Origin of the sequence: Bradyrhizobium sp. CCBAU 53351 (genome assembly GCF_015291745.1) — a bacterium.
Taxonomy (GTDB): domain Bacteria; phylum Pseudomonadota; class Alphaproteobacteria; order Rhizobiales; family Xanthobacteraceae; genus Bradyrhizobium.
In genome coordinates this window covers 6,540,595-6,560,712 of sequence record NZ_CP030059.1, presented here as the reverse complement: position 1 = coordinate 6,560,712, position 20,118 = coordinate 6,540,595, and the positions used below count along the sequence as shown (strand labels likewise).

Sequence of the window (20,118 nt, the reverse complement as noted above, 5' to 3'; positions counted from 1 at the left end):
AGGAATTGGATCCCGGCTCTGCGCAGCGTCTACGCTGCTGCGCGTGCGGGACACGCGATCGCCGTTCCGAAATTACCGGAACATCTCCGCCGAACGTCCGACGTTACCCGGCGGACGCGGGACCCCCGGATTGGGATTCGGATTGCGAGGTCCGGGCGCGGGCGTCAGTTGACGCGGCGGTGCCGGCTGCGGTGAGCCGAAGCCGAAGAAATCCCGGAAGGATGGGCTCGCCTGTGCCGGCTGTTGCGGCGGGACCGGCGGCTTCTTCGGCGCCAGCTTCGGCGGCGCGATCGCAGCGGCTGCCCCCGGTGCATTCGGGCCGTTGCCGTCAGGCGTCGTCGCGGCAACAGGCGTATCGCCCTTGGCCTGCTCGCGGCCGACTTCGCGGCGCGGCCAGGCATAATCGTCGGCGCGGCCGGCGGGAGCTGCCAGCGGCTCGCCCTTCACCATCGTTTTTGCTGCGAGCGCATCGACGGCGGCGGGACGCGAGCCCGGGCCGCCCAGCAATTGATCGGTCGAGATCGAGGCGGCAACCAGCGGCACGATCGGCCCCGCCAACGGCCGCGGCGCGGGCTTGCCGGGCTCGGCGCTGGTATCGGGGGTCGCAGGCTCGCTCGGCAGCGCGATCGGGCCGGAGCGTCCCGCCAACAGGCGCGTGATCTCGCGCTCGACATAATGCGCGAGCTTGCGCGCGCCGGCCTTGGTGAAATAGACGCCGTCAGAGCTGCGCAGCTGGCGGATCTGGCCTTCGAAGTCCGGGCCCTTCTGCAGGAAGCGGCCGGCTTCGTCGACGAAACCGTCCCAGACATCGACATAGGTGATGCCGGCCTTGGCCGCGCCCTCGCGATAGAGCGAGTCAAGGAACAGCGTATCCGCGGTGCCCTTGGGTCCGCGAACCGCGGGCAGGCCGACCCAGAGCACCGGCACGCCCTTGGATTTGAGGACGTTCGCGAGCTCCTCGATCTTCTTGCCGTAAAGCTCGATCCAGCGCTCGTCGCGGAATTCGTAGAGGCCGTTCGGATTGCGGGCGGTCTTTTCGGGGGCGGCCGCCGGCGTGTCGGCGTTGTCGGCGTCATCCTGCGGCAGGTCGGCATCGGCAGGCTTGTCGTCGGGCTTGGCGGCTGTATCGTGGCCGGGCTTCGTCTCGCCGGGCTTTCCGTCGCTTTTTCCCTGTGGCTTGCCGCGCGCGCCCTTGTCGCTCTTCTTGTCCTTGTCCGCAGGCTTCTCCGCCGCCGGCTCGCGGATCGCGGCGCGGTCGTTGAGGCCGAGCATGACGACGATGACGTCGGGCTTTTCGGTCTCCAGGATGCCCCTTGCCGCCGCCGCCCAGTCCGAGGGCTCACCCTTCGGCTGGTACTTGATCAGGCCTGAAACGGTCTTGTGCTTGCGGATCACGCCCATGTCGGGCTGCTCGGCATAGGCGTCTTCCAGGCCATAAGCGAGCCAGTCGGCCATCGCGTCGCCGAGCACCAGCACGTTCTTCTCAGGGATCGTGTCGCGCTTGGCCGGCCCCGGCGCGCGCGAAAAATCCTGGCGCGGTGCCTGCGGTTGTTGCTGTTGGAACGGTGCAAAGAAGTCGCCACCGAACCATCCGCCGCCACCACCGCCGCGTTGCGGCGGCGGCGCCGAGCGCTGCGGCGGACCGCCGAAGCCAGGGAAGTTGAAGAACTGTGCCGAGGCAGGCCCCGCAACCGACACCAGAATCGCAAGCGCCGTCCCCAGCGCGATCAGCGGGCCGGTCTCGGTCAGCGCCTTGAACAGGGACTTCTTCGACATGCGATCTCGGGCACGCGCAACGGGGATCGGGATTGGCTCAATATAGTAACGGAATCGGGCGCCAAACGGGCAAATTCCATCGCAGATTCTTGTCCCATACACCGGGGAACAGCCGCCTCCGTCAAGGTCGGCGGGCGAAATCCCTGTTCAGGGTTATTTTCGGGACGATTTTACCGCCCGCGCAGCCGGTCCAGCACGTCGGAGGAGGCAAATCCGTCGGCGGGCACCCCGATCGAGGCCTGGAAGTTACGCAGGGCTTCCCGGGTCTGGCCGCCGAACTGGCCGTCCGGGGTGCCCTTGTAGAAGCCGCGCTGGGCCAGCAGCTGCTGCAGTTCCAGCCGCTCGGTGCGCGACAGCTCGCGCTCCTGGCGCGGCCAGGGCTGCACGAAGGGCTGCCCGCCGCGCAGGCGGTCGGCGAAATGGCCGATGGCCAGCGCATAGGCCTCGGCCGGGTTGTATTTCATGATGACGCGGTAGTTCTGCAGCATCAGGAAGCCCGGTCCCTGCGCGCCCGCCGGGGCCAGCAGATAGGCTTTCTCGGCCGGATGCGGGAAGGGCTGGCCGGTCGCCCGCTTCAGCCCGAGCTTCTCCCATTGCGCGATCGGCATCGCCTTGGCGCGGTCGGCCAGCATGTAGTTGAAGCCCTGGGGCACCACGACCTCGAAGCCCCAGGTCTGGCCGGCCTGCCAGCCGTCCTTCTTCAGATTGTTGGCGGTGGAGGCGATCAGATCGGTGGGATTGTCGACGACGTCGCGGCGGCCGTCACCATCGCCATCGACGGCAAAGCGCTTGAACGCGGTCGGCATGAACTGGGTCGGGCCGAAGGCGCCGGCCCAGGAGCCGCGCATCTGCTCCGGCCTGAGATCGCCGCGGTTGACGATCTCGAGCGCCGAGAGAAACTCGTCCTTGAAATAGGCCTGGCGGCGGCCGATGCAGGCGAGCGTCGCGGTCGATTGCAGCACGCTGCGGTCGCCCATCTGTGTCGAGTAATTGGACTCGATGCCCCAGATCGAGGCGATGATGTAGCGGTCGACGCCGGTGGCCTTCTCGGTAGCGTCGAACTGCGCCTTGTATTTGGCGAGCACCTCGCGGCCCTTGGCGAGACGGTTGTCGTTCACGAGGATGTCGAGATAGTCCCAGATCGATTTGGTGAACTCTGGCTGCGAATCCATGAGATCCATGATGCGCAGATCGGGGCTGAGGCCCGCCGTGAAGCGCTGGAAGTTTTCCTGCGTGACGCCGCGTCGTGCGGCATCGGGCCACATCCCGGCGACGCAATTATTGAAATTGCCGGCGGCCTCGCGGATCGCCGTAGCCGCCATCAAGGGATGGCCGGAGGCGCCGTCCTCGCCGCTCCAGGGCTGGGGGCCGCCGGAGCTCGTCGGGGCTTGCGACGGCGCAGGATTGGGGCCGGAGAAGATGCCGCCGAACAGGTTGGACAGGCCGTTCTGCGCCTGGGCATGCGCGCCGGCAGGCAGCAGCAGAACGGCCGCAATCATCATTGCGCCCGTTGCGGATACCGCCCGTCTTGCTTGCCCTGCCACCGATCGCATCATGTCCCACCCGTCGGGCTGTTCAAAAATCCGCCATCAGGAGGCCTGGTTACGGTTGCCAATAGCTTAACAAAGGTGAAATTTTGGTGGCGGCCTTTTTCTTAACTCTGCGCGGATGAGGCCCCACATCCGCCTTTGTTGGCGGCTGCAAACAGGCTAGCAAGATGCCATTGCTCCATTCTTGGCTCCGCTTCCAGCTTCGTTCCATCTGCCCCCAGGTATTCGAACAATCCCATGAAAATTCGCAAAGCAGTATTCCCCGTCGCCGGCCTCGGCACCCGTGTCCTGCCCGCCACCAAGGCGATGCCGAAGGAAATGCTGACCATCGTCGACAAGCCGCTGATCCAGTACGTCTATGACGAGGCGAGGGAGGCCGGCATTGAGCACTTCGTCTTCGTCACCGGCCGCAACAAGAACGTCATCGAAGATCATTTCGACCGGATGTTCGAGCTCGACGCGACGCTTGCGGCGCGCGGCAAGAAGGCCGAGCAGGACATCCTGGCGCAGAACCAGCCCGAAGCCGGCGCCGTCAGCTTCACCCGCCAGCAGGCGCCGCTCGGCCTCGGTCACGCGGTCTGGTGCGCGCGCGACATCGTCGGCAACGAGCCGTTCGCCGTGGTGCTGCCCGACGAGCTCGTGCTCAACACGCCGGGCTGCCTCAAGCAGATGATCGAGATGGCATCCTCGCTCGGCGAGAAATCCAATCTGGTCGCCGTCGAGGCGGTGCCCGACCATCTCACTCATCAATACGGCATCTGCGGCGTCGGCAAGCGCAGCGGCAAGATGTTCGAGGTCGACGGCATGGTCGAGAAGCCGGCCAAGGGCACCGCGCCCTCCAACCTCTCGATCACCGGCCGCTACATCCTGCAGCCCGAGATCTTCAAGATCCTGGAGACGCAGGAGCGCGGCGCCGGCGGCGAGATCCAGCTCACCGACGCCATGATCGGCCTTGCCAAATCGCAGAAATTCTACGGCGTCGAGTTCGAGGGCGAGCGCCACGATTGCGGCTCCAAGCCCGGCTTCCTGCGCGCCAACATCGCCTACGGCCTGAAGCGGCCGGAGCTGCGCGACGGGTTGATCGCGGAGATGAAGAAGTATCTGGGGCAGTCATAGCCACCCACGCCGTCGTCCCTGCCTAGTGCGCAATTGCGCACTAGGCAGGGACGACACCGGTGGTGTGGCGGATTGCGTCGCGTTCAATAACGGCGGCGTAGCGCCTCACGCCACCAGCGACAGCTTCGGAAGGCTCGCCACCACCGACTGATTGCGCCCGCCCGCTTTCGCCGCATAGAGCGCCTTGTCGGCGGCGGCGACCAGGACCGACCAGTCCATGCCGGCGGTGGGAATGAGGCTGGCGACGCCGCAGGACACCGTCAAGATCACCTGCTCATCGGACCAGCCCTGCACCTTGGTGCGGATCGCCTCGGCGACCTTGAAGGCGTCGGCGGCCGAGATGTTCGGCAGCAGCACGGCGAATTCCTCGCCGCCATAGCGCGCGGCACAGTCGCCGGCCCGGCTCACCGAATCGGAAATGCAGATGGCGATGCCGACCAGCACCTGGTCGCCGGCCTGATGGCCGAACGTGTCGTTGTAGGCCTTGAAGTGATCGGCATCGATCATGAGCAGCGCGACCGGCGCCTTCTGGCGCATGGCGCGCCGCCATTCGACGTCGATGACGGAATCGAACTTGCGGCGGTTCTTCAGGCCGGTGAGCGCGTCCGTCGTCGCCATCTCCTCGAGCTTGCGCTCGGCCTCGGCGCGCCGGCCGATCTCCCGCGCCAGCACCAGGGTCGATCCCAGCACGAACAGCGCGAGCACCAGCACCACGGCGCCGATGCGAAACGCCTCTTTCTGCCAGAGCGCGAAAACCGCGGCCAGAGGCTTGCCCGCCACCACGAACAGCGGTCCGCTGTCGGCGCTGCGGACATAGAGCCGCGGCGTCGGATCGACCGGGCCCTGTCCGGAATAGGCGGCGCCGACCGGGAGGTTGTCCGCCTTCCAGGCCCGGCGGTCGTTCAGGTTCGTGCCGATGATGTCGAGATCGAACGGCCGCCGCATCATGATGGTGCGGTCGCGCTTGAGGACGGTGATGGTGTCTTCGGGGTCGAGGTTCAGCCGCTCGAACAATTCGTGGAAATAGCTGAAGCGGATCGAGCCGGCGACGACGCCGAGGAATCCACCGTCGGTGTCGCTGATGCGCCGGCTCAGCACGATCGAGTAAGCGCCGCGGAACAGCATCGGGCGGCTGATGAAGAGCCCGGCCTCGGGATTGTCGCGATGGACCCTGAAATAGTCTTCCTCGCTCCGGTTCTCCGGGAGGGGATCGAGCGTGGAGGCGTCGATGGCCAGCCTGCCCTCGGGGTCGAACACCTGGATGGCGCCGAAATGCCTCGCCGTCGTCGCGTGATCGAACAGGATCAGGTGACGGACCGGCTTCGACACCGTCGCCAGCTCGGGCAGCAGCATGTTGCTGGCGACCGCCTTCAGCGAGAGGTCGTAGATCTCGACGTTGCGGCTGACGTCGGACTGGATGGTCGTCGCGAGGTTCTCGAGCGTCTGACGGGCGAGCGCCTCCTCGCCGCGACGCATGTCGAGCATCACGTTGACGCAAATGGCGGAAAAGCCGATCACCGTCACCACGGACGAGATGATCAGCAGCTTCGCCGAAATCCGCCACGGCCGGCGGGCCATGACGTCGCGCCATCCAGATAACATCGCTCGCTCCCGATATTAGTGGATGCGCCCGAAAGCTTGAGCAGTGTTTAAGGCAGGACGGAGCTGCCGTAGTGAGTTAAGAATCGGTATACGCAGCCCACGGTTTTGGGCAGGCCCGGTGTGGGCAGACCCGGTTTCGGACAAGAGGACTGATGTGAACGACTACGACGCGTTGCGCGACTATCTGATGCGGCAGAAGCAGGATGAGCTGGTGCTGAGCTTCGAGCAGATCGAAGAGATCATCGGCGCGGCCCTGCCGCGCGCGGCCAATCGTGCCTCGTGGTGGGACAGCCTGCGCAGCCCCGACATCCAGATGCCGCAGCGCGAAGCGTGCCTCGCCGCGGGCTTCGTCGCGACGCGCATGCCCGATGGTACGAGCGTGCGGTTCACAAAGCGCAAGCCGCAGAGGCGCTGGTAGCGCAGTGGCACACTCTTCCCCTCTCCCCTTGTGGGAGAGGGTGGCTCGCCGCGTAGCGGCGAGACGGGTGAGGGGTTCTCTCCGCGAGCCAATCTCTTGCGGTTGAACTCGCGGAGACAACCCGGGAGAAAGAAGAAGATCAGCTCGCCGCTTCCAGCCGCACTTCCGTCAGCAGCCGCATCGCGGCATCGGCATCCATCGGCTCGCCGAAGGCGAAGCCTTGGGCGTATTCGCAGCCCATCTGGTAGAGCTCGACCGCGTCCGAATCCGTCTCGGCGCCCTCGGCGACGACGTCCATGCCGAGATCGTGGGCGAGCGCGATGATCGACTTCAGGATCACCGGCCGCGTGCCGCGGTTGGTGGTGCGCACGAAGGACTGGTCGATCTTGATGGTGTCGAACGGGAAGCGCTGCAGATAGGCCAGCGAGGAATGGCCGGTACCGAAATCGTCGAGCGACAGTCCGGTGCCGAGCTCGCGGATCCGCGTCAGCATCTGCGCCGCGTGCTCCGGGTTCTCCATCACCAGCGATTCCGTCAATTCCAGCTTCAGCGTGCCGCGCGCCACCGAGGAGCGCGACAGCACGGTGCGGATGTCGTGGATCAGGTCGTGGCGCAGCAATTGCCGCGACGAGACGTTGACGGAGGCGAAGATCGGCTCGCGCGAGCGCATCGCGCGCTGCCACACCGAAAGCTGCTTTGCGGTCTGGTCGAGCACGAACATGCCGAGATCGACGATCAGGCCGGTCTCTTCCGCGATGGTGATGAACTCCGACGGCGCCATGCGTCCGAGCTTGGGGTGATCCCAGCGCACCAGCGCTTCGAAGCCGGCGACGGAGCGATCCTCGAGCCGCACGATCGGCTGATACAGGATCGTCAGCTCCTGGCGCTCGATGGCACGGCGCAGCTCGCTCTCCAGCGTCAGGCGATCGGTCTTCCGCGCCCGCATCGCCGGCTTGTAGACGTCGATGCGGTCGCCGCCGATGCGCTTGGAATGATACATCGCAAGCTCGGCGTCCTTGATGATCTCGTCCGTGAGCTGCGTTTGCGGATCGGAGAGCGCGAGGCCGATCGACGCGGTCAGGAAGATCTCGCGGTCGTTGAAGGCGATCGGCGCGCGGATGGTCTTGCGGATGGTCTCGGCGAAGGCGGTGATGCGGGCCGGGTCCTGCTCCGACAGCAGGATCAGGCCGAACTGGTCGCCGGCCATGCGGGCCAGCGTGTCCTGCGGCTTCAGGATGCGGGTGAGGCGGCGGGCCAGCGTCAGCAGGATGGAATCGCCGACCGCGATCCCGACGGAATCGTTGACCTGCTTGAAGCGGTCGAGGTCGATCACCATCAGCGTCGGCCGCAGCGTCGGCATGGTCTTGGCGAAATGCGCGACCGCGCCGAGCCGGTCCATGAACAGCTTGCGGTTGGGCAGGCCGGTGAGGTTGTCGTGCACGGAATCGTGCAGCAGGCGCTCCTCGGCGTTGCGCAGCTCGGTGACGTCGGTGAGCGTGCCGACGACGCGCGAGACCTCGCCGTCCGAGCCGACCACCGGCCGCGCCTTCAGCGCGAACCACATGAAGTGGCCATCGGGGGTACGCAGCCGGAAGTCCTGCACCAGGCGGCCGCGGCGCTGGTCGAGCACGCTGTCGAGCGCGGCGCGGAAACGGTCCTGATCCAGCGGATGCAGTACCTCGAGCCAGGAGGCCGCAGGCCCCTCCAGCGTGCCGCGCTTGAGGCCGAGCAGGGCTTCCGTTTCGGGGCTGGTGAAAACCTTGTCGGCCGAAACGTCCCAGTCCCAGATCAGGTCGCCGGAGCCGGCCAGCGCCAGGGCGCGCCGCTCGATGTCGGAGACGACGCCGGTGGAGGCGCCGCCGCCGGCAAAGGCGTGCTGCATCACCGTGAAGCCGATCAGCATCACGATCAGCACGAGGCCGCCGAGCAGGGCGGGGCCGACGATGTCGTTGGTGACGGAGCCGGCGACCGTCATGCCGGCCGCGACCACCCAGACCACGAGGAGGAACCAGGTCGGGATCAGCAGCACGGCGCGGTCGAAGCCGTGGGTGGAGAGATAGACGATCAGCGCGAAGCCCGCGAAGGCGATCAGCACCAGCGAGATGCGCGCGATGCCGGAGGCGACGGCCGGATCGAACAGCGCGAGCGCGACCAGCGATCCCAGGAAGGCGAGCCAGCCCACCGTGATGTGCGAATAGCGCACGTGCCAGCGGCTGAGATTGAGATAGGCGAACAGGAACACCAAGAGCGTCGCCGCCAATATCGCTTCGCCCGCCGCGCGCCAGATGCGCTCGGCGTTGTTCGACATGTCGAGCACCTTGCCCCAGAAGCCGAAGTCGACGCCGATATAGACCAGCACCGCCCAGGCCAGTGCCGCGGCGGCCGGGAACATGATGCTGCCCTTCACCACGAACAGAATGGTCAGCACCAACGCGAGCAAGCCGGAGATGCCGATCACGATGCCCTGGTACAGCGTGAACGAGTTGACCTTGTCCTTGTAGGCTTCCGGCTCCCACAGATAGAGTTGCGGCAGCTTGTCGGTGCGCAGCTCCGCGACGAAGGTGATGACGGCGCCGGGGTCGAGCGTGACTCGGAAGACGTCGGCGGTCGGGCTTTCCTGCCGCTCCGGCCGGTCGCCGGTCGAGGGCGTGATGGTGGCGATGCGCGACAGGCCGAGGTCGGGCCACAACAGCCCTGAGGAGACGATGCGGTAATGCGGGGCGACGATCAGGCGGTCGAGCTGGTCGTCGGTGTTGTTGGCGAGCGCGAACACCACCCAGTTCTGGCCGCCCTCGCGGGCGCGCACCTCGATGCGGCGGACGATGCCGTCGGTGCCGGGCGCGGTGGAGACCTGGATGCGATCGGCATCGCTGCGCTGATGCTCGAGCACGCCGGTGAGGTCGATCGCGGGCGCGTCACTGCGAACGCTGACGGCGTCGAGCGCGCGTGCAGGGGACGCGGCAACGAGCATCATGAGGCCCAGCGCGATGGGCGCGAGGCACCTGATCAGACGCAAGGTCAGTTCTCCGCGTTCGACGCAAACTCTTCGGTGAAGACGATTTCAGACCGAACGAAAGTGGTTCGGTGCGTCGCGATAGATGCCACGAAAGCGAGGAAAATCAAAGGGTTTCCGCCTCGCCCTGTGGGCCGGCGGCCTAGACCTCCAACACAATTTTGCCAATATGTGCGCTCGTCTCCATGCGCCGATGCGCATCGGCTGCCTTTTCCAGCGGGAAAGTGCTGTCCATTAGCGGTTTGACGCGGCCTTCGCGCAAAAGCGGCATCACTTTCGCTTCGATTGCGGCCACCATCGCCGCCTTGTCCGCATTAGTACGGGGGCGCAGGGTCGAGCCGGTATGGGTGAGGCGTTTGACCATCACCTTGGCGATGTTGACGCTGACCTTGGGCCCGTTGAGAGTTGCGATCTGCACGATGCGGCCGTCCACCGCGGCGGCATCATAATTGCGATCGACATACTCGCCGGCGACCATGTCGAGGATCAGATTGACGCCTTCCTTGTTGGTCGCTTCCTTGACCACGGCGACGAAGTCTTCCGTCTTGTAATTGATGGCGCGGTCGGCGCCCAACTTGAGGCAGGCGTCGATCTTGTCCTGCGATCCCACGGTGACGAACACTTTCGCGCCGAACGCCTTCGCGAGCTGGATCGCCATGGTGCCGATGCCGGAGGAGCCGCCGTGGATCAGCAGCGTCTCGCCGGCTTTCAGGCCGCCGCGCTCGAACACATTGTGCCAGACGGTCATCAGGGTTTCCGGCAGCGCGCCGGCTTCCTTGATCGACAGCGCCGGCGGCACGCTCATCGCCTGGGCGTCCTGGGCGATGCAGTACTGCGCATAGCCGCCGCCGGCGACCAGCGACATCACCTTGTCGCCGATCTTGTGCCGCTTGGCGTTGCTGCCGACCGCGACCACTTCACCGGCGATCTCCAGGCCGGGCAGGTCGCTGGCGCCGGGCGGCGGCGGATAGGCGCCGGAGCGCTGCGCGACGTCGGGCCGGTTCACGCCGGCGGCCTGCACCCTGACCAAAATCTCGTCCGGTCCGGGCTGCGGAACGCTGCGCTGCTCAGGAATCAGCACCTCCGGTCCGCCGGGCTTGGAGATGGCGACCACGGTCATTTGCGCGGGCAGCTTGTCCATGATGTGTCCTTGAGCAAAGGTGCGGGAGGAAACGAGGCCTTTGCTTAGCCAGAGCGGTCCGGGCTGGCAACCGCTTCAGCCGTGGGTCCGGTCCGCGGACGAGAGGAGGAACGACGATGGCGATGGAAGACGACGACCGCCCGCGCAAGAAGATCACGCACGAAATCGGACAGGATCTCTCACTCTTGTCGGTGGAGGAACTGACCGAGCGCGTCACGCTGCTCAAGACCGAGATCGTCAGGCTGGAAGAAGCCGCCACCAAGAAGCGCGCCTCGCGCGATGCGGCGGATCATTTCTTCAAGAAGTAGCGATCTCGTGTCCCGGACGCGGTGCGGCCCTGGCGATGCGAAGCATCGTCCAGCGCGCCGCTCCGCAGAGCCGGGATCCACGCCTCACCCCATGCATCTGCCAAAGAACTGGGCCCCGCCTCAGCCGTGCAGCACTTCGTGCCGCACCGCGTCCGGGGCACGCTCGGCCACTGGCCGACATGGCTAACGAACTCTCAAAAAATTCGCTCGTTTACTCCGGATTAAGCTTTTCACTTTATGACTGGAACTGTCCTCGTTTGGACACCGAGTGGCTCCTGTCCACTCTGTTTGACGCCTCCCTGTTATCAACTTCAAAAGCCGCCGGTCTCCGGCGGCTCTTTTTTTGCTTTTTGCATCCCGTTGCGGTTGAATTCCTGGGAATGACCCGCGGAAACCATATCCGCGCTTGTCACTGGACTCGGCGTCCCGCCCGCGCAATGATTTGTTCATCATAAGCCGGCGCCAAAGCCGGACAGTCAAACAGTTGCGTAAGAGGCGTTAACCATGGAACGTTTGCAGGCCGACGGCGCTCTCGTTCAACTCAGCGAGCGGTTCACCAATTCTGCGGCGTTCGGCGTCCTGTTCCGCGAGGGCATGGATCTCGTCGAAGAGACCGCCGCCTATCTCGACGGTGCCGGCCGCACCGAGGCCAAGGCGCTCGACCGTGCCGTCAGCCTGACCTACGCAACCGAGAGCATGCGCCTCACCACCCGCCTGATGCAGCTCGCCTCCTGGCTGCTGCTGCACCGCGCGGTGAAGGAAGGCGAGATGACGCTGAGCCAGGCCAATCGCGAGAAGACCAAGGTCAAGCTCAGCGCCGCCGATCCCGGCCCCACCGACACCATCGAGAAGCTGCCCTCGCAGCTCCAGGACCTGATCCATCGCTCGATGAGCCTGCAGACCCGCGTGCGCCGCCTCGACACCACCATCCACACCCCGCCGGCCGAGCACATTGCGATCGGCAATCCGCTGGTGCCGCACCTCAACGCGCTGAAGGCCGCGTTCGAAAGGTAACGCCGCGTTGTCATTCCGGGGCGGCTCGTAGAGCCGAACCCGGAATCGAGGTTACGGGTTCGATGCTACGCATCGCCCCGGAACGACAGTCCCAAAAACACAAAAACGCCCCCGGCTCTCCGGGGGCGTTTTCCGTCTCCGGCCTTGCGGGCCGGATCAATCCTTTTTGAGGAAGCCCGAAAACTTCTTCTGGAAGCGCGAGACGCGGCCGCCGCGGTCCAGCATCTGGGCGTTGCCGCCGGTCCAGGCCGGGTGCGACTTCGGGTCGATGTCGAGGTTCAGCGTGTCGCCTTCCTTGCCCCAGGTCGAGCGGGTCAGGTACTCGGTACCGTCGGTCATCACGACCTTAATCGTATGATAATTCGGATGAATTTCGGCTTTCATGGCAAATTCCTCGGCGCCCGGCGCCTGTTCTGGTGGCTCGCGAATGACGGATTTGGCCGGCTCTATACCCCACGAAACCCCGTAAAACAAGCCGGGCTTGCGCGGTGAACCGGGTTTGCCCCTAAGGGACATCCCGGATTTGCCACTACTGTTGCACCGGCCTATTGGGAGCAAACGAATGCAATGGGTCGGATCTCATGAGCGCAGTGGAACGGCTTGATGGCCAATATGTCGATCAGCCCGGAATGAACGCCGCGGACACAACCTCGATCGAAGCCGAGCTGATCGAAGAGCCGGCCAAGGGCCGTGCCAAGCTGCGGCCGCTGCTCGCGCTGGCGCCCTATGTCAGCCGCTATCGCGGCCGGGCGGCGCTGGCCTTCGTCGCGCTCACGGTCGCGGCCCTGACCACGCTGCTGGTACCGATCGCGGTGCGCCGGATGATCGATTTCGGCCTGACCCCTGAAGGCATCGAGCTGATCAACAGCTACTTCTCGGTGATGCTCGCGGTGGTCGGCGTGCTCGCACTCGCCAGCGCCGCGCGCTACTATCTGGTGATGACGATCGGCGAGCGCATCGTCGCCGACCTCAGGCGCGACGTCTTCGCGCATCTGCTCTCGCTGTCTCCCGCCTTCTTCGATTCCGCGCGCAGCGGCGAATTGATCTCGCGGCTCACCGCCGACACCACCCAGCTCAAATCGGCCGTCGGCGCCTCCGTCTCGATCGCGCTGCGAAATCTGATGATGTTCCTCGGCGCCACCGCGATGATGGTGATCACGAGCCCGAAGCTGTCGGGTTTCGTGCTGCTGGCCATTCCCTTGATCGTGCTGCCGCTGGTCGCCTTCGGGCGCTGGGTGCGCCGGCTGTCGCGCAACGCGCAGGACACGCTCGCCGAGGCCTCCGCCTATGCGGGCGAACTGGTCGGCGCGATCCGCACCGTGCAGGCCTATACCAGCGAAGGGTTCGCCGAGAAGCGTTTCGGCGGCGAGGTCGAGCAGGCCTATGAGGCCGCGCGCACCTCGACCCAGGCGCGCGCCGTGCTCACGGCCATCATCATCTTCATCGTGTTCGCAAGCGTGGTCGCGATCCTCTGGATCGGCTCGCATGACGTCCTCACGGGCGCGATTTCGCCGGGCCGGCTCGGTCAGTTCGTGCTGTATGCGGTGTTCGCGGCAGCGGGCCTCGGCCAGCTCAGCGAGGTCTGGGGCGAGGTCTCGTCGGCCTCCGGCGCGGCCGAGCGCCTGTTCGAGATCCTGCATGTGAAGCCCGAGATCAAGGCCCCTGCGGCTCCGCGCGCGCTGCCTGTGCCGGCACGCGGCGAGGTCGGCTTCGATCAGGTCAGCTTCGCCTATCCGGTGCGGCGCGACGTCAATGTGCTCGATGCCGTGTCGTTCACCGTGCGGCCCGGCGAGAAGGTCGCGATCGTAGGTCCGTCCGGTGCCGGCAAGAGCACGATCTTCCACCTCCTGCTGCGCTTCTACGATCCGCGCAGCGGCGCGATCTCGCTCGACGGCGTGCCGGTCAAGTCCGCCGATCCCAGCGATTTCCGCTCGCGCATCGCGCTGGTGCCGCAGGAATCCAACGTGTTCGCCGCGAGCGCCCGCGAGAACATCCGCTTCGGCCGGCCCGATGCGACCGATGCCGAAGTCGAGCGCGCCGCCGAGCTCGCCCATGCCGCCGAGTTCATCCGCCGCCTGCCGGAAGGTTTCGAGACTCCGCTCGGCGAGCGCGGCGTGACGCTGTCAGGCGGCCAGCGCCAGCGCATCGCGATCGCGCGCGCCATCCTGCGCGATGCGCCGCTGCTGCTGCTCGATGAAGCGACGTCCGCGCTCGATGCCGAGAGCGAGACCCTGGTGCAGACCGCGCTGGAGGAGCTGATGCGCCACCGCACCACGCTGGTCATCGCGCACCGCCTCGCCACCGTGCTGTCCTGCGACCGCATCCTGGTGATGGACCAGGGCCGGATCGTCGAGCAGGGCACCCATGCCGAGCTCGTCGCCGCGAACGGACTTTACGCGCGGCTGGCGCGGCTGCAGTTCGAGGGGGCGTAAGGGGCTTCGATCGTCACCACAACCACAGTGTCATTCCCCGCGCAGGCGGGGAATCCAGTACGCCGCGGCGCCTCGGTTCTAACCTCACTGTCTCGGAGTACTGGATCACCCGCCTTCGCGGGTGATGACAGCGGAGCTTGGCGCAAGGGCTGGCGCCCCTCAGTCGACTTACCGGCACTTCGGCGAGAGCGTCGGCACGTTCGGCCACGGCCAGTTCTTCCAGCTGCCGTCCTCGCCGACGCAGGCCGTCGGGGCAGGGCCGTTCGCCGGAGCATGCGTCCCGATCGATGCAAAGCGCTGGTCGACATAGCTCGTCGACACATATCCGGCGACGATGACGGCCAGAAAGACCGAGGAACCTTGAGCCCAATCGCGCAGCTTCATCGCTCGTCTCCATCCGCTTGTCATCGCTGCTCTGCATCAACGACTAGCAGACGTTCCTGGATCCCTGCGTGACGGGCCTCACGCCCGCCGGAATTACTTACGTCGGGATCACGCCTTCCACGCCAACTTCAGCACCGGCCGGCCCGAGGTCGGGTTCACATCGTCGCCGGCATGGGCAAAGCCGTTGCGCTCGTAGAAGCGGATGGCGCGGGAATTGTCCTTGTTGACGAGCAGCGTCACGCCTGAGGGCGACAGGCGCTTGGCTTCATCGACGAGCAGCCGCGCGGCATCCGAGCCCCAGTGATCAGGATCGACCACGAGCTGATCGAGATAGCCCTCGCCGTCGATGGTGACGAAGCCGGTCAGCGCGCCGTCCTGTTCGGCCACCACGACCTGCGCCTTCGGCACCAGATCCTTGCGCCAGCGCTCGCGCCACCATTCCAGCCGCGCCGCGAAGTCGATCTGCGGATAGGCCTGCTGCCAGCTGCGATGCCAGAGGTCGATCGAGGCGGCTTCGTCCTCGGGCCGATAGGGGCGGAGGTGGATCGCGCTCACTACCGCTCCGTCAGCTTCAGCTCGATGCGGCGGTTGCGCTTGTAGGCTTCCTCGGTATTGCCGGGATCGAGCGGCTGGAATTCGCCGAAGCCGGCCGCGACGAGGCGCTGCGCGGGCACGCCGAGCGAGACCAGATATTGCACCACCGAGATCGAGCGTGCCGCGGACAGGTCCCAGTTCGATTTGAAGTTCGGGCCGTTGACCGGGCGTATGTCGGTGTGGCCGTCGACGCGCAGCACCCAGGGAATCTCGTTCGGGATCTTCTTGTCGAGCTCGATCAGCGCGGTCGCGAGCGTGTCGAGCTCGGCGCGGCCCTCGGGCAGCAGCATCGCCTGTCCGGTGTCGAAGAACACTTCGGACTGGAACACGAAGCGGTCGCCGACGATGCGGATGTCGGGCCGGTTGCCGAGGATGGCGCGCAGGCGGCCGAAGAACTCGGAGCGGTAGCGCGACAATTCCTGCACGCGCTGCGCCAGCGCCACGTTCAACCGGGAGCCGAGATCGGCAATGCGGTTCTGCGATTCCTTGTCGCGCTTCTCGCTGGCGTCGAGTGCCTCCTCCAGCGCGGCCAGCTGCCGGCGCAAAGCGCTGATCTGCTGGTTCAGCACCTCGATCTGCGCCAGCGCCCGCGCCGAGACCGCCTTCTCCGAATCCAGCGCCTTGCCGAGCTCGGAGGTCTTGCCTTGCGCGTCGTTGCCGGCGGCGGCGAGACCGTCATAGAGGCCCTTGATGCGGTCGCGCTCGCCCTCGGCCGAGGCAAGGCCTGCCTTCAGTTGCGAGACCTGGTCGTCGAGCGTGAGCTTGCCGAGCTTCTCCAGCGACAACAGCTCGTTGAGTTGCGCGATCTTGGCGTTGAGCTGCTCCAGCGCCTTGTCCTTGCCGGTAACCTCCTGGGACAGGAAGAACTGCACCACCAGGAACACCGACAGCAGGAACACGATCGACAGCACCAGCGTCGACAGCGCGTCGACGAAGCCGGGCCAGTAATTGAAGGAGCTGTCGCTGCGGCGGCCGCGGGCCAGTGCCATATCGTCGATCTCCACTCTCGTGTCCCGGACGCGCTGCAGCCTGCAACGCTGCTGCGCAGAGCCGGGACCCATCTGTCATTCAGAAGGTGCTGGGCCCCGGCTCGGCGACGCATCACTTCGTGCTGCATCGCGTCCGAGCACGAGACCTCCGTTTGATCTTCAGCTCTTCTCCGGCTGCCGGGCGAGGCGCTCCAGCAGGCGCCGGATCTCGCGGTTCTGCTCGCCCTGGCCGTCGGCCCATTCGCGGATCATCTGCTGCTCGGTGCGCATGTGCGAGACCAGGGCCTGGATGGCTTCGGCAAGGCTCGCCATTGCCGCCGTGGTGCCGCGGCTGGTGCCGCCTTCCTCGAGCACGGAGCGCAAGCGTTCGACCGCGGCCTGCAGTTCGCCGCTGGCGACCCCGCCGCCGCCGGACGCGACCGCGACGTCGCCGCTGCCATATTCCCGCACGGTGGTGGCGAGCCAGTCCTCGAGGTCGGTGTAGAAGCGGTTCTGCGCCTGGCTCGACTGCAAATCGAGGAAGCCGAGGATCAGCGAGCCGGCGAGGCCGAACAGGGAGCTCGAGAACGAAATGCCCATGCCGCCGAGCGGGGCGGCGAGGCCCTCCTTCAGGGTGTCGAACAGGGCGCCGGAATCGCCGCCGACCTTGAGCCCGTCGATCACCTTGCCGACCGAGCCGACCGTCTCGATCAGGCCCCAGAAGGTGCCGAGCAGGCCGAGGAAGACCAAAAGGCCGGTCATGTAGCGCGAGATGTCGCGGGCTTCGTCGAGGCGCGTCGCGATCGAATCGAGCAAATGCCGCATGGTGGTCTGGGTGATCGACATCCGGCCGGAGCGCTCGCCGCCGAGGATGGCCGCCATCGGCGCCAGCAGTTTCGGGTGCCGGGCCGGCGCCAGGCCGGGATCGGCGATGCGGAAATTGTTGACCCAGGAGACCTCAGGGTAGAGGCGGATGACCTGCCGGAAGGCCAGGATGATGCCGATGAACAGCACCCCGCCGATCAGGGCATTGAGCCCGGGATTGGCGAAGAACGCCTGGATGATCTGCTTGTAGAGCACCACGCCCACCAGCGTGCACAGCACCAGGAAGACCAGCATCCGCACCAGGAAGACGCTGGGCGAGGACAGTTTTGTGTACTCGATATCCATGGTGGAGCGGGAAGTGCCAGACGGCATGGCCGGTATCATCCGTTACGAAAACTTGCTTGCGGTGCGCACTATGGCACAGCGGCAGCCCAAAAAAAGCGCCGGATGCGCCGATTTCGGGGACGGCGCTGGGAACCCGGACCGGAAGCGGCGCTTTGATAGACAGGTATCTGCAGAAGTTCGCTATTCGGGGGGCCGCATGAGCGTCGTTTCCGCGATTATGGGGACTGCCGAACGCGTGCCGCTGCCGGACCTCGTGATCCGCGCCGCGATCCAGCGCCTGTGCTCCCGCACTGCAACGCGCCTCGCCAGCCATGACGCGGCCACCGACGCCGCCTTCGCCGGCCGGATGATGCTGCGGCCGATCGTCGAGGATTCCGAGGCCGGGCGTGACGAGGTGCCCGCTTCGTTCTTCGCCGACGTGCTCGGCCCCTGCCGCAAATATTCCTGCTGCTTCTACAAGACCGATTCGAGCACCTTGCAGGAGGCGGAGGAGGAGGCCTTGCGCCAGACCGTCGAGCATGCCGGTCTCGCCGACGGCCAGACCATCCTCGAGTTGGGCTGCGGCTGGGGCTCGCTGTCGCTGTGGATGGCGCGGCAGTTTCCGCACGCCAAGGTGACGGCCGTGTCGACCTCGCAGGCGCAGCGCGCTCATGTCGAGGCGGAGGCGCAGCGGCGGGGTTTGCTGAACCTGCGCGTCGTCACCGCGGACATGAACGTGTTCGCGCCCGACGGCCAGTTCGACCGCATCGTCTCGGTCGAGATGTTCGAGCAGATGATGAACTGGCGCAAGCTGATGACGCGCCTGCGCTCATGGCTCGCGCCCGAGGGGCGGTTCTTCATGCAAATCGTCAGCCACCGCTCCGGCTCGCAGCTGTTCGACCGGCTCGATCGCGACGACTGGATTGCGCAGCACGTCTTCACGGGCGGTCTGATGCCAAGCCATCACCTCGTCAGGCAATTCGACGACGTCTTCACGGTCGAGAAGGAATGGTGCTGGAGCGGCACGCATTATCAGCGCACCGCGAACGACTGGCTCGCCAATTGCGATAGGCATCGCGACACGATCGAGGCGTCGTTGCGCAAGGTCTATGGCGAGGAGACCGCGCTCTGGCTGCGGCGCTGGCGCTGGTTCCTGCTCGCGACATCGGGCCTGTTCGGCTACGCCGATGGAACCGAATGGGGCGTCAGCCAATATCGGTTGAAAGCTGCCGGGTAATTGCGAACTTCTGTCGCAGCACGCCGGAAGGGAACTCGATTCACGATCCGGTGACTCGCGAAATCGATCGTTTTTTCAGCGAGTTAGATCGTGTGACAATGAGCCGCCCACGCCCTCATTGCGTCGCAGCAAACACCGTCTATTTTCCTTTTCACGTCAGACTGTCCAGATCCTTTCTGGAAGCCTGAGAGCAATGTGATGAACGGGGCAACTACCTTTATGCCAGCGCTACATGTGCGATCCGCCTGCATGGCTATAATGCTCGCGGTCGCAGCGCCGCTGCTTGCGGGCTGCGAGGAATCCAACTCCGCCATAGTCCAAGCACAACCGGCCGAACCGGATGTCAGCGTCGTCACCGTCAGGCCGCAGCCTCGCTCCATCGTGCGGGAACTTCCTGGCCGCGTCGCGCCGACCCGGGTCTCCGACGTGCGGCCTCGGGTTTCGGGCATCGTGGTGGAGCGCCTGTTCCACCAGGGCAGCGAAGTAAAGGCGGGCGATCCGCTCTACCGCATCGATCCCCGTCCGTTCGAGGTCGAAGTGTCAGCCAACCAGGCGGCCCTCGCCAAGGCCGAAGCTGGGCTGATGCAGGCCAAACAGCAGGCGCACCGCATCGCCATGCTGACCAGCCAGCGTGCCGCCCCTGAAGCCGAGAACGAGAAGGCGATCGCGGCAGAGCGTCAGGCGCATGCCGAGGTCGAGGGCCGCAAGGCCGATCTTGCCCGGGCAAAGCTGCACCTCGACTACGCCACCGTGAGGGCGCCGATTGACGGCGTCGTCGGCGCAGCGTTGGTCAGCGAGGGCGCGCTCGTGATGCAAAACGAAACCAATCTCGCCACCATTCAGCAGCTCGATCCGATCTACGCCGACTTCACTCAATCGGTGAACGAGCTGAATCAGTTGCGCCGCGCCTTCGAGAGCGGCGACCTCGAGCGCATCGCACCCGATGCGGCCAAGGTGCGCCTCGTGCTCGACGACAACACGATCTATCCGCTGAACGGCAAGCTGTTGTTTTCCGATGCCAAGGTCGACGCCAATACCGGACAAGTGACCCTGCGCGGCGAGTTTCCCAATGCGAATCGTGAACTGCTGCCCGGCATGTACGTTCGCGTGCGGCTCGAGCAGGGCATCGACGCCGACGCGATCGCGGTGCCGCAGCAGGCGATCCAGCGTAACGGGGGCGGTGGCAGCGAAGTCTTCGTCGTCAAGGACGACCATCGCGTTGCGGTGCAGCCGGTGCGCACCGGCTCGGTGCAGGACGGTGTCTGGTTTGTCACCGAGGGCCTGAAGGCCGGGGACAAGGTCGTCGTGGAAGGGTTCCAGAAGTTCGCGGCTGGCGACAAGGTCAAGCCGCAATCCTGGGCCGAGGCAGGGACCATCGTGGAAAGTCAACGCGCCCAGATGATGCAGTAAGGCATC

Annotated in this window: 17 protein-coding genes; 7 read left to right on the top strand and 10 right to left on the bottom strand. The window is 65.8% G+C overall.

Annotation, left to right across the window (positions count from 1 at the left end; all coding sequences use genetic code 11):
• Window positions 1-72: 72 nt before the first annotated feature.
• Window positions 73-1,776, bottom strand: a complete 1,704-nt coding sequence (locus tag XH83_RS31170; protein ID WP_194404420.1) for a DUF459 domain-containing protein — start codon at window positions 1,774-1,776, stop codon at window positions 73-75.
• A gap of 170 nt (window positions 1,777-1,946) precedes the next feature.
• Window positions 1,947-3,332, bottom strand: coding sequence for a lytic murein transglycosylase (locus tag XH83_RS31165; RefSeq protein WP_371746192.1), 1,386 nt, complete (start codon window positions 3,330-3,332; stop codon window positions 1,947-1,949).
• A 231-nt stretch (window positions 3,333-3,563) separates the two neighbouring features.
• On the opposite strand from XH83_RS31165, the gene XH83_RS31160 reads away from it, so the two are divergent.
• Window positions 3,564-4,442 (top strand): UTP--glucose-1-phosphate uridylyltransferase, encoded by an 879-nt coding sequence (locus XH83_RS31160; protein ID WP_194404419.1) that lies wholly within the window; start codon window positions 3,564-3,566, stop codon window positions 4,440-4,442.
• A gap of 105 nt (window positions 4,443-4,547) precedes the next feature.
• Here the strand turns inward: XH83_RS31160 and XH83_RS31155 are convergent, their stop codons facing one another.
• The gene (locus XH83_RS31155) at window positions 4,548-6,044 is read right to left on the bottom strand and encodes a diguanylate cyclase (RefSeq protein WP_194404418.1); all 1,497 of its coding nucleotides are present in this window, start codon (window positions 6,042-6,044) and stop codon (window positions 4,548-4,550) included.
• A gap of 154 nt (window positions 6,045-6,198) precedes the next feature.
• Between XH83_RS31155 and XH83_RS31150 the strand changes: the two genes are divergently transcribed.
• Complete coding sequence (locus XH83_RS31150; RefSeq protein ID WP_194404417.1) at window positions 6,199-6,462, top strand: hypothetical protein; 264 nt, start codon at window positions 6,199-6,201, stop codon at window positions 6,460-6,462.
• Between the two features lie 139 nt (window positions 6,463-6,601).
• On the opposite strand, the gene XH83_RS31145 is transcribed toward XH83_RS31150, so the two are convergent.
• Window positions 6,602-9,478 carry an EAL domain-containing protein gene (locus tag XH83_RS31145; RefSeq protein WP_194404416.1) on the bottom strand — a complete coding sequence of 959 codons (2,877 nt, stop codon included), beginning with the start codon at window positions 9,476-9,478 and terminating at the stop codon, window positions 6,602-6,604.
• A gap of 139 nt (window positions 9,479-9,617) precedes the next feature.
• Window positions 9,618-10,616 (bottom strand): NAD(P)H-quinone oxidoreductase, encoded by a 999-nt coding sequence (locus XH83_RS31140; protein ID WP_194404415.1) that lies wholly within the window; start codon window positions 10,614-10,616, stop codon window positions 9,618-9,620.
• A 116-nt stretch (window positions 10,617-10,732) separates the two neighbouring features.
• On the opposite strand from XH83_RS31140, the gene XH83_RS31135 reads away from it, so the two are divergent.
• Complete coding sequence (locus XH83_RS31135) at window positions 10,733-10,924, top strand: DUF1192 domain-containing protein (protein ID WP_194404414.1); 192 nt, start codon at window positions 10,733-10,735, stop codon at window positions 10,922-10,924.
• 504 nt (window positions 10,925-11,428) lie between these two features.
• Window positions 11,429-11,938, top strand: coding sequence for a DUF1465 family protein (locus XH83_RS31130; protein ID WP_018318720.1), 510 nt, complete (start codon window positions 11,429-11,431; stop codon window positions 11,936-11,938).
• A gap of 156 nt (window positions 11,939-12,094) precedes the next feature.
• Here the strand turns inward: XH83_RS31130 and rpmE are convergent, their stop codons facing one another.
• Entirely contained in the window at window positions 12,095-12,322 is a 228-nt protein-coding gene (gene rpmE / locus XH83_RS31125; RefSeq protein WP_008137002.1) for a 50S ribosomal protein L31, read from the bottom strand.
• A 197-nt stretch (window positions 12,323-12,519) separates the two neighbouring features.
• Between rpmE and XH83_RS31120 the strand changes: the two genes are divergently transcribed.
• Window positions 12,520-14,370, top strand: coding sequence for an ABC transporter ATP-binding protein/permease (locus tag XH83_RS31120; RefSeq protein ID WP_194404413.1), 1,851 nt, complete (start codon window positions 12,520-12,522; stop codon window positions 14,368-14,370).
• Window positions 14,371-14,538: 168 nt separating this feature from the next.
• Here the strand turns inward: XH83_RS31120 and XH83_RS31115 are convergent, their stop codons facing one another.
• The 4 genes from XH83_RS31115 to XH83_RS31100 form a co-directional block, all read right to left on the bottom strand.
• Window positions 14,539-14,754 (bottom strand): hypothetical protein, encoded by a 216-nt coding sequence (locus XH83_RS31115; protein WP_194404412.1) that lies wholly within the window; start codon window positions 14,752-14,754, stop codon window positions 14,539-14,541.
• Window positions 14,755-14,862: 108 nt separating this feature from the next.
• On the bottom strand, window positions 14,863-15,309 hold the full coding sequence (locus XH83_RS31110) for a GNAT family N-acetyltransferase (RefSeq protein ID WP_194404411.1): 447 nt from the start codon (window positions 15,307-15,309) through the stop codon (window positions 14,863-14,865).
• A complete protein-coding gene (locus XH83_RS31105) occupies window positions 15,309-16,337 on the bottom strand; it encodes a peptidoglycan -binding protein (RefSeq protein WP_194408455.1) in 1,029 nt (342 codons plus the stop codon). The genes XH83_RS31110 and XH83_RS31105 overlap by 1 nt, the downstream gene beginning before the upstream one ends.
• A gap of 159 nt (window positions 16,338-16,496) precedes the next feature.
• Window positions 16,497-17,513 (bottom strand): flagellar motor protein MotA, encoded by a 1,017-nt coding sequence (locus XH83_RS31100; protein WP_194404410.1) that lies wholly within the window; start codon window positions 17,511-17,513, stop codon window positions 16,497-16,499.
• 169 nt (window positions 17,514-17,682) lie between these two features.
• On the opposite strand from XH83_RS31100, the gene XH83_RS31095 reads away from it, so the two are divergent.
• Together XH83_RS31095 and XH83_RS31090 are read left to right on the top strand one after the other, a co-directional pair.
• Window positions 17,683-18,702 carry a cyclopropane-fatty-acyl-phospholipid synthase family protein gene (locus XH83_RS31095; RefSeq protein ID WP_194404409.1) on the top strand — a complete coding sequence of 340 codons (1,020 nt, stop codon included), beginning with the start codon at window positions 17,683-17,685 and terminating at the stop codon, window positions 18,700-18,702.
• A gap of 219 nt (window positions 18,703-18,921) precedes the next feature.
• Window positions 18,922-20,112, top strand: a complete 1,191-nt coding sequence (locus XH83_RS31090) for an efflux RND transporter periplasmic adaptor subunit (RefSeq protein WP_371746190.1) — start codon at window positions 18,922-18,924, stop codon at window positions 20,110-20,112.
• Window positions 20,113-20,118 lie beyond the last annotated feature (6 nt).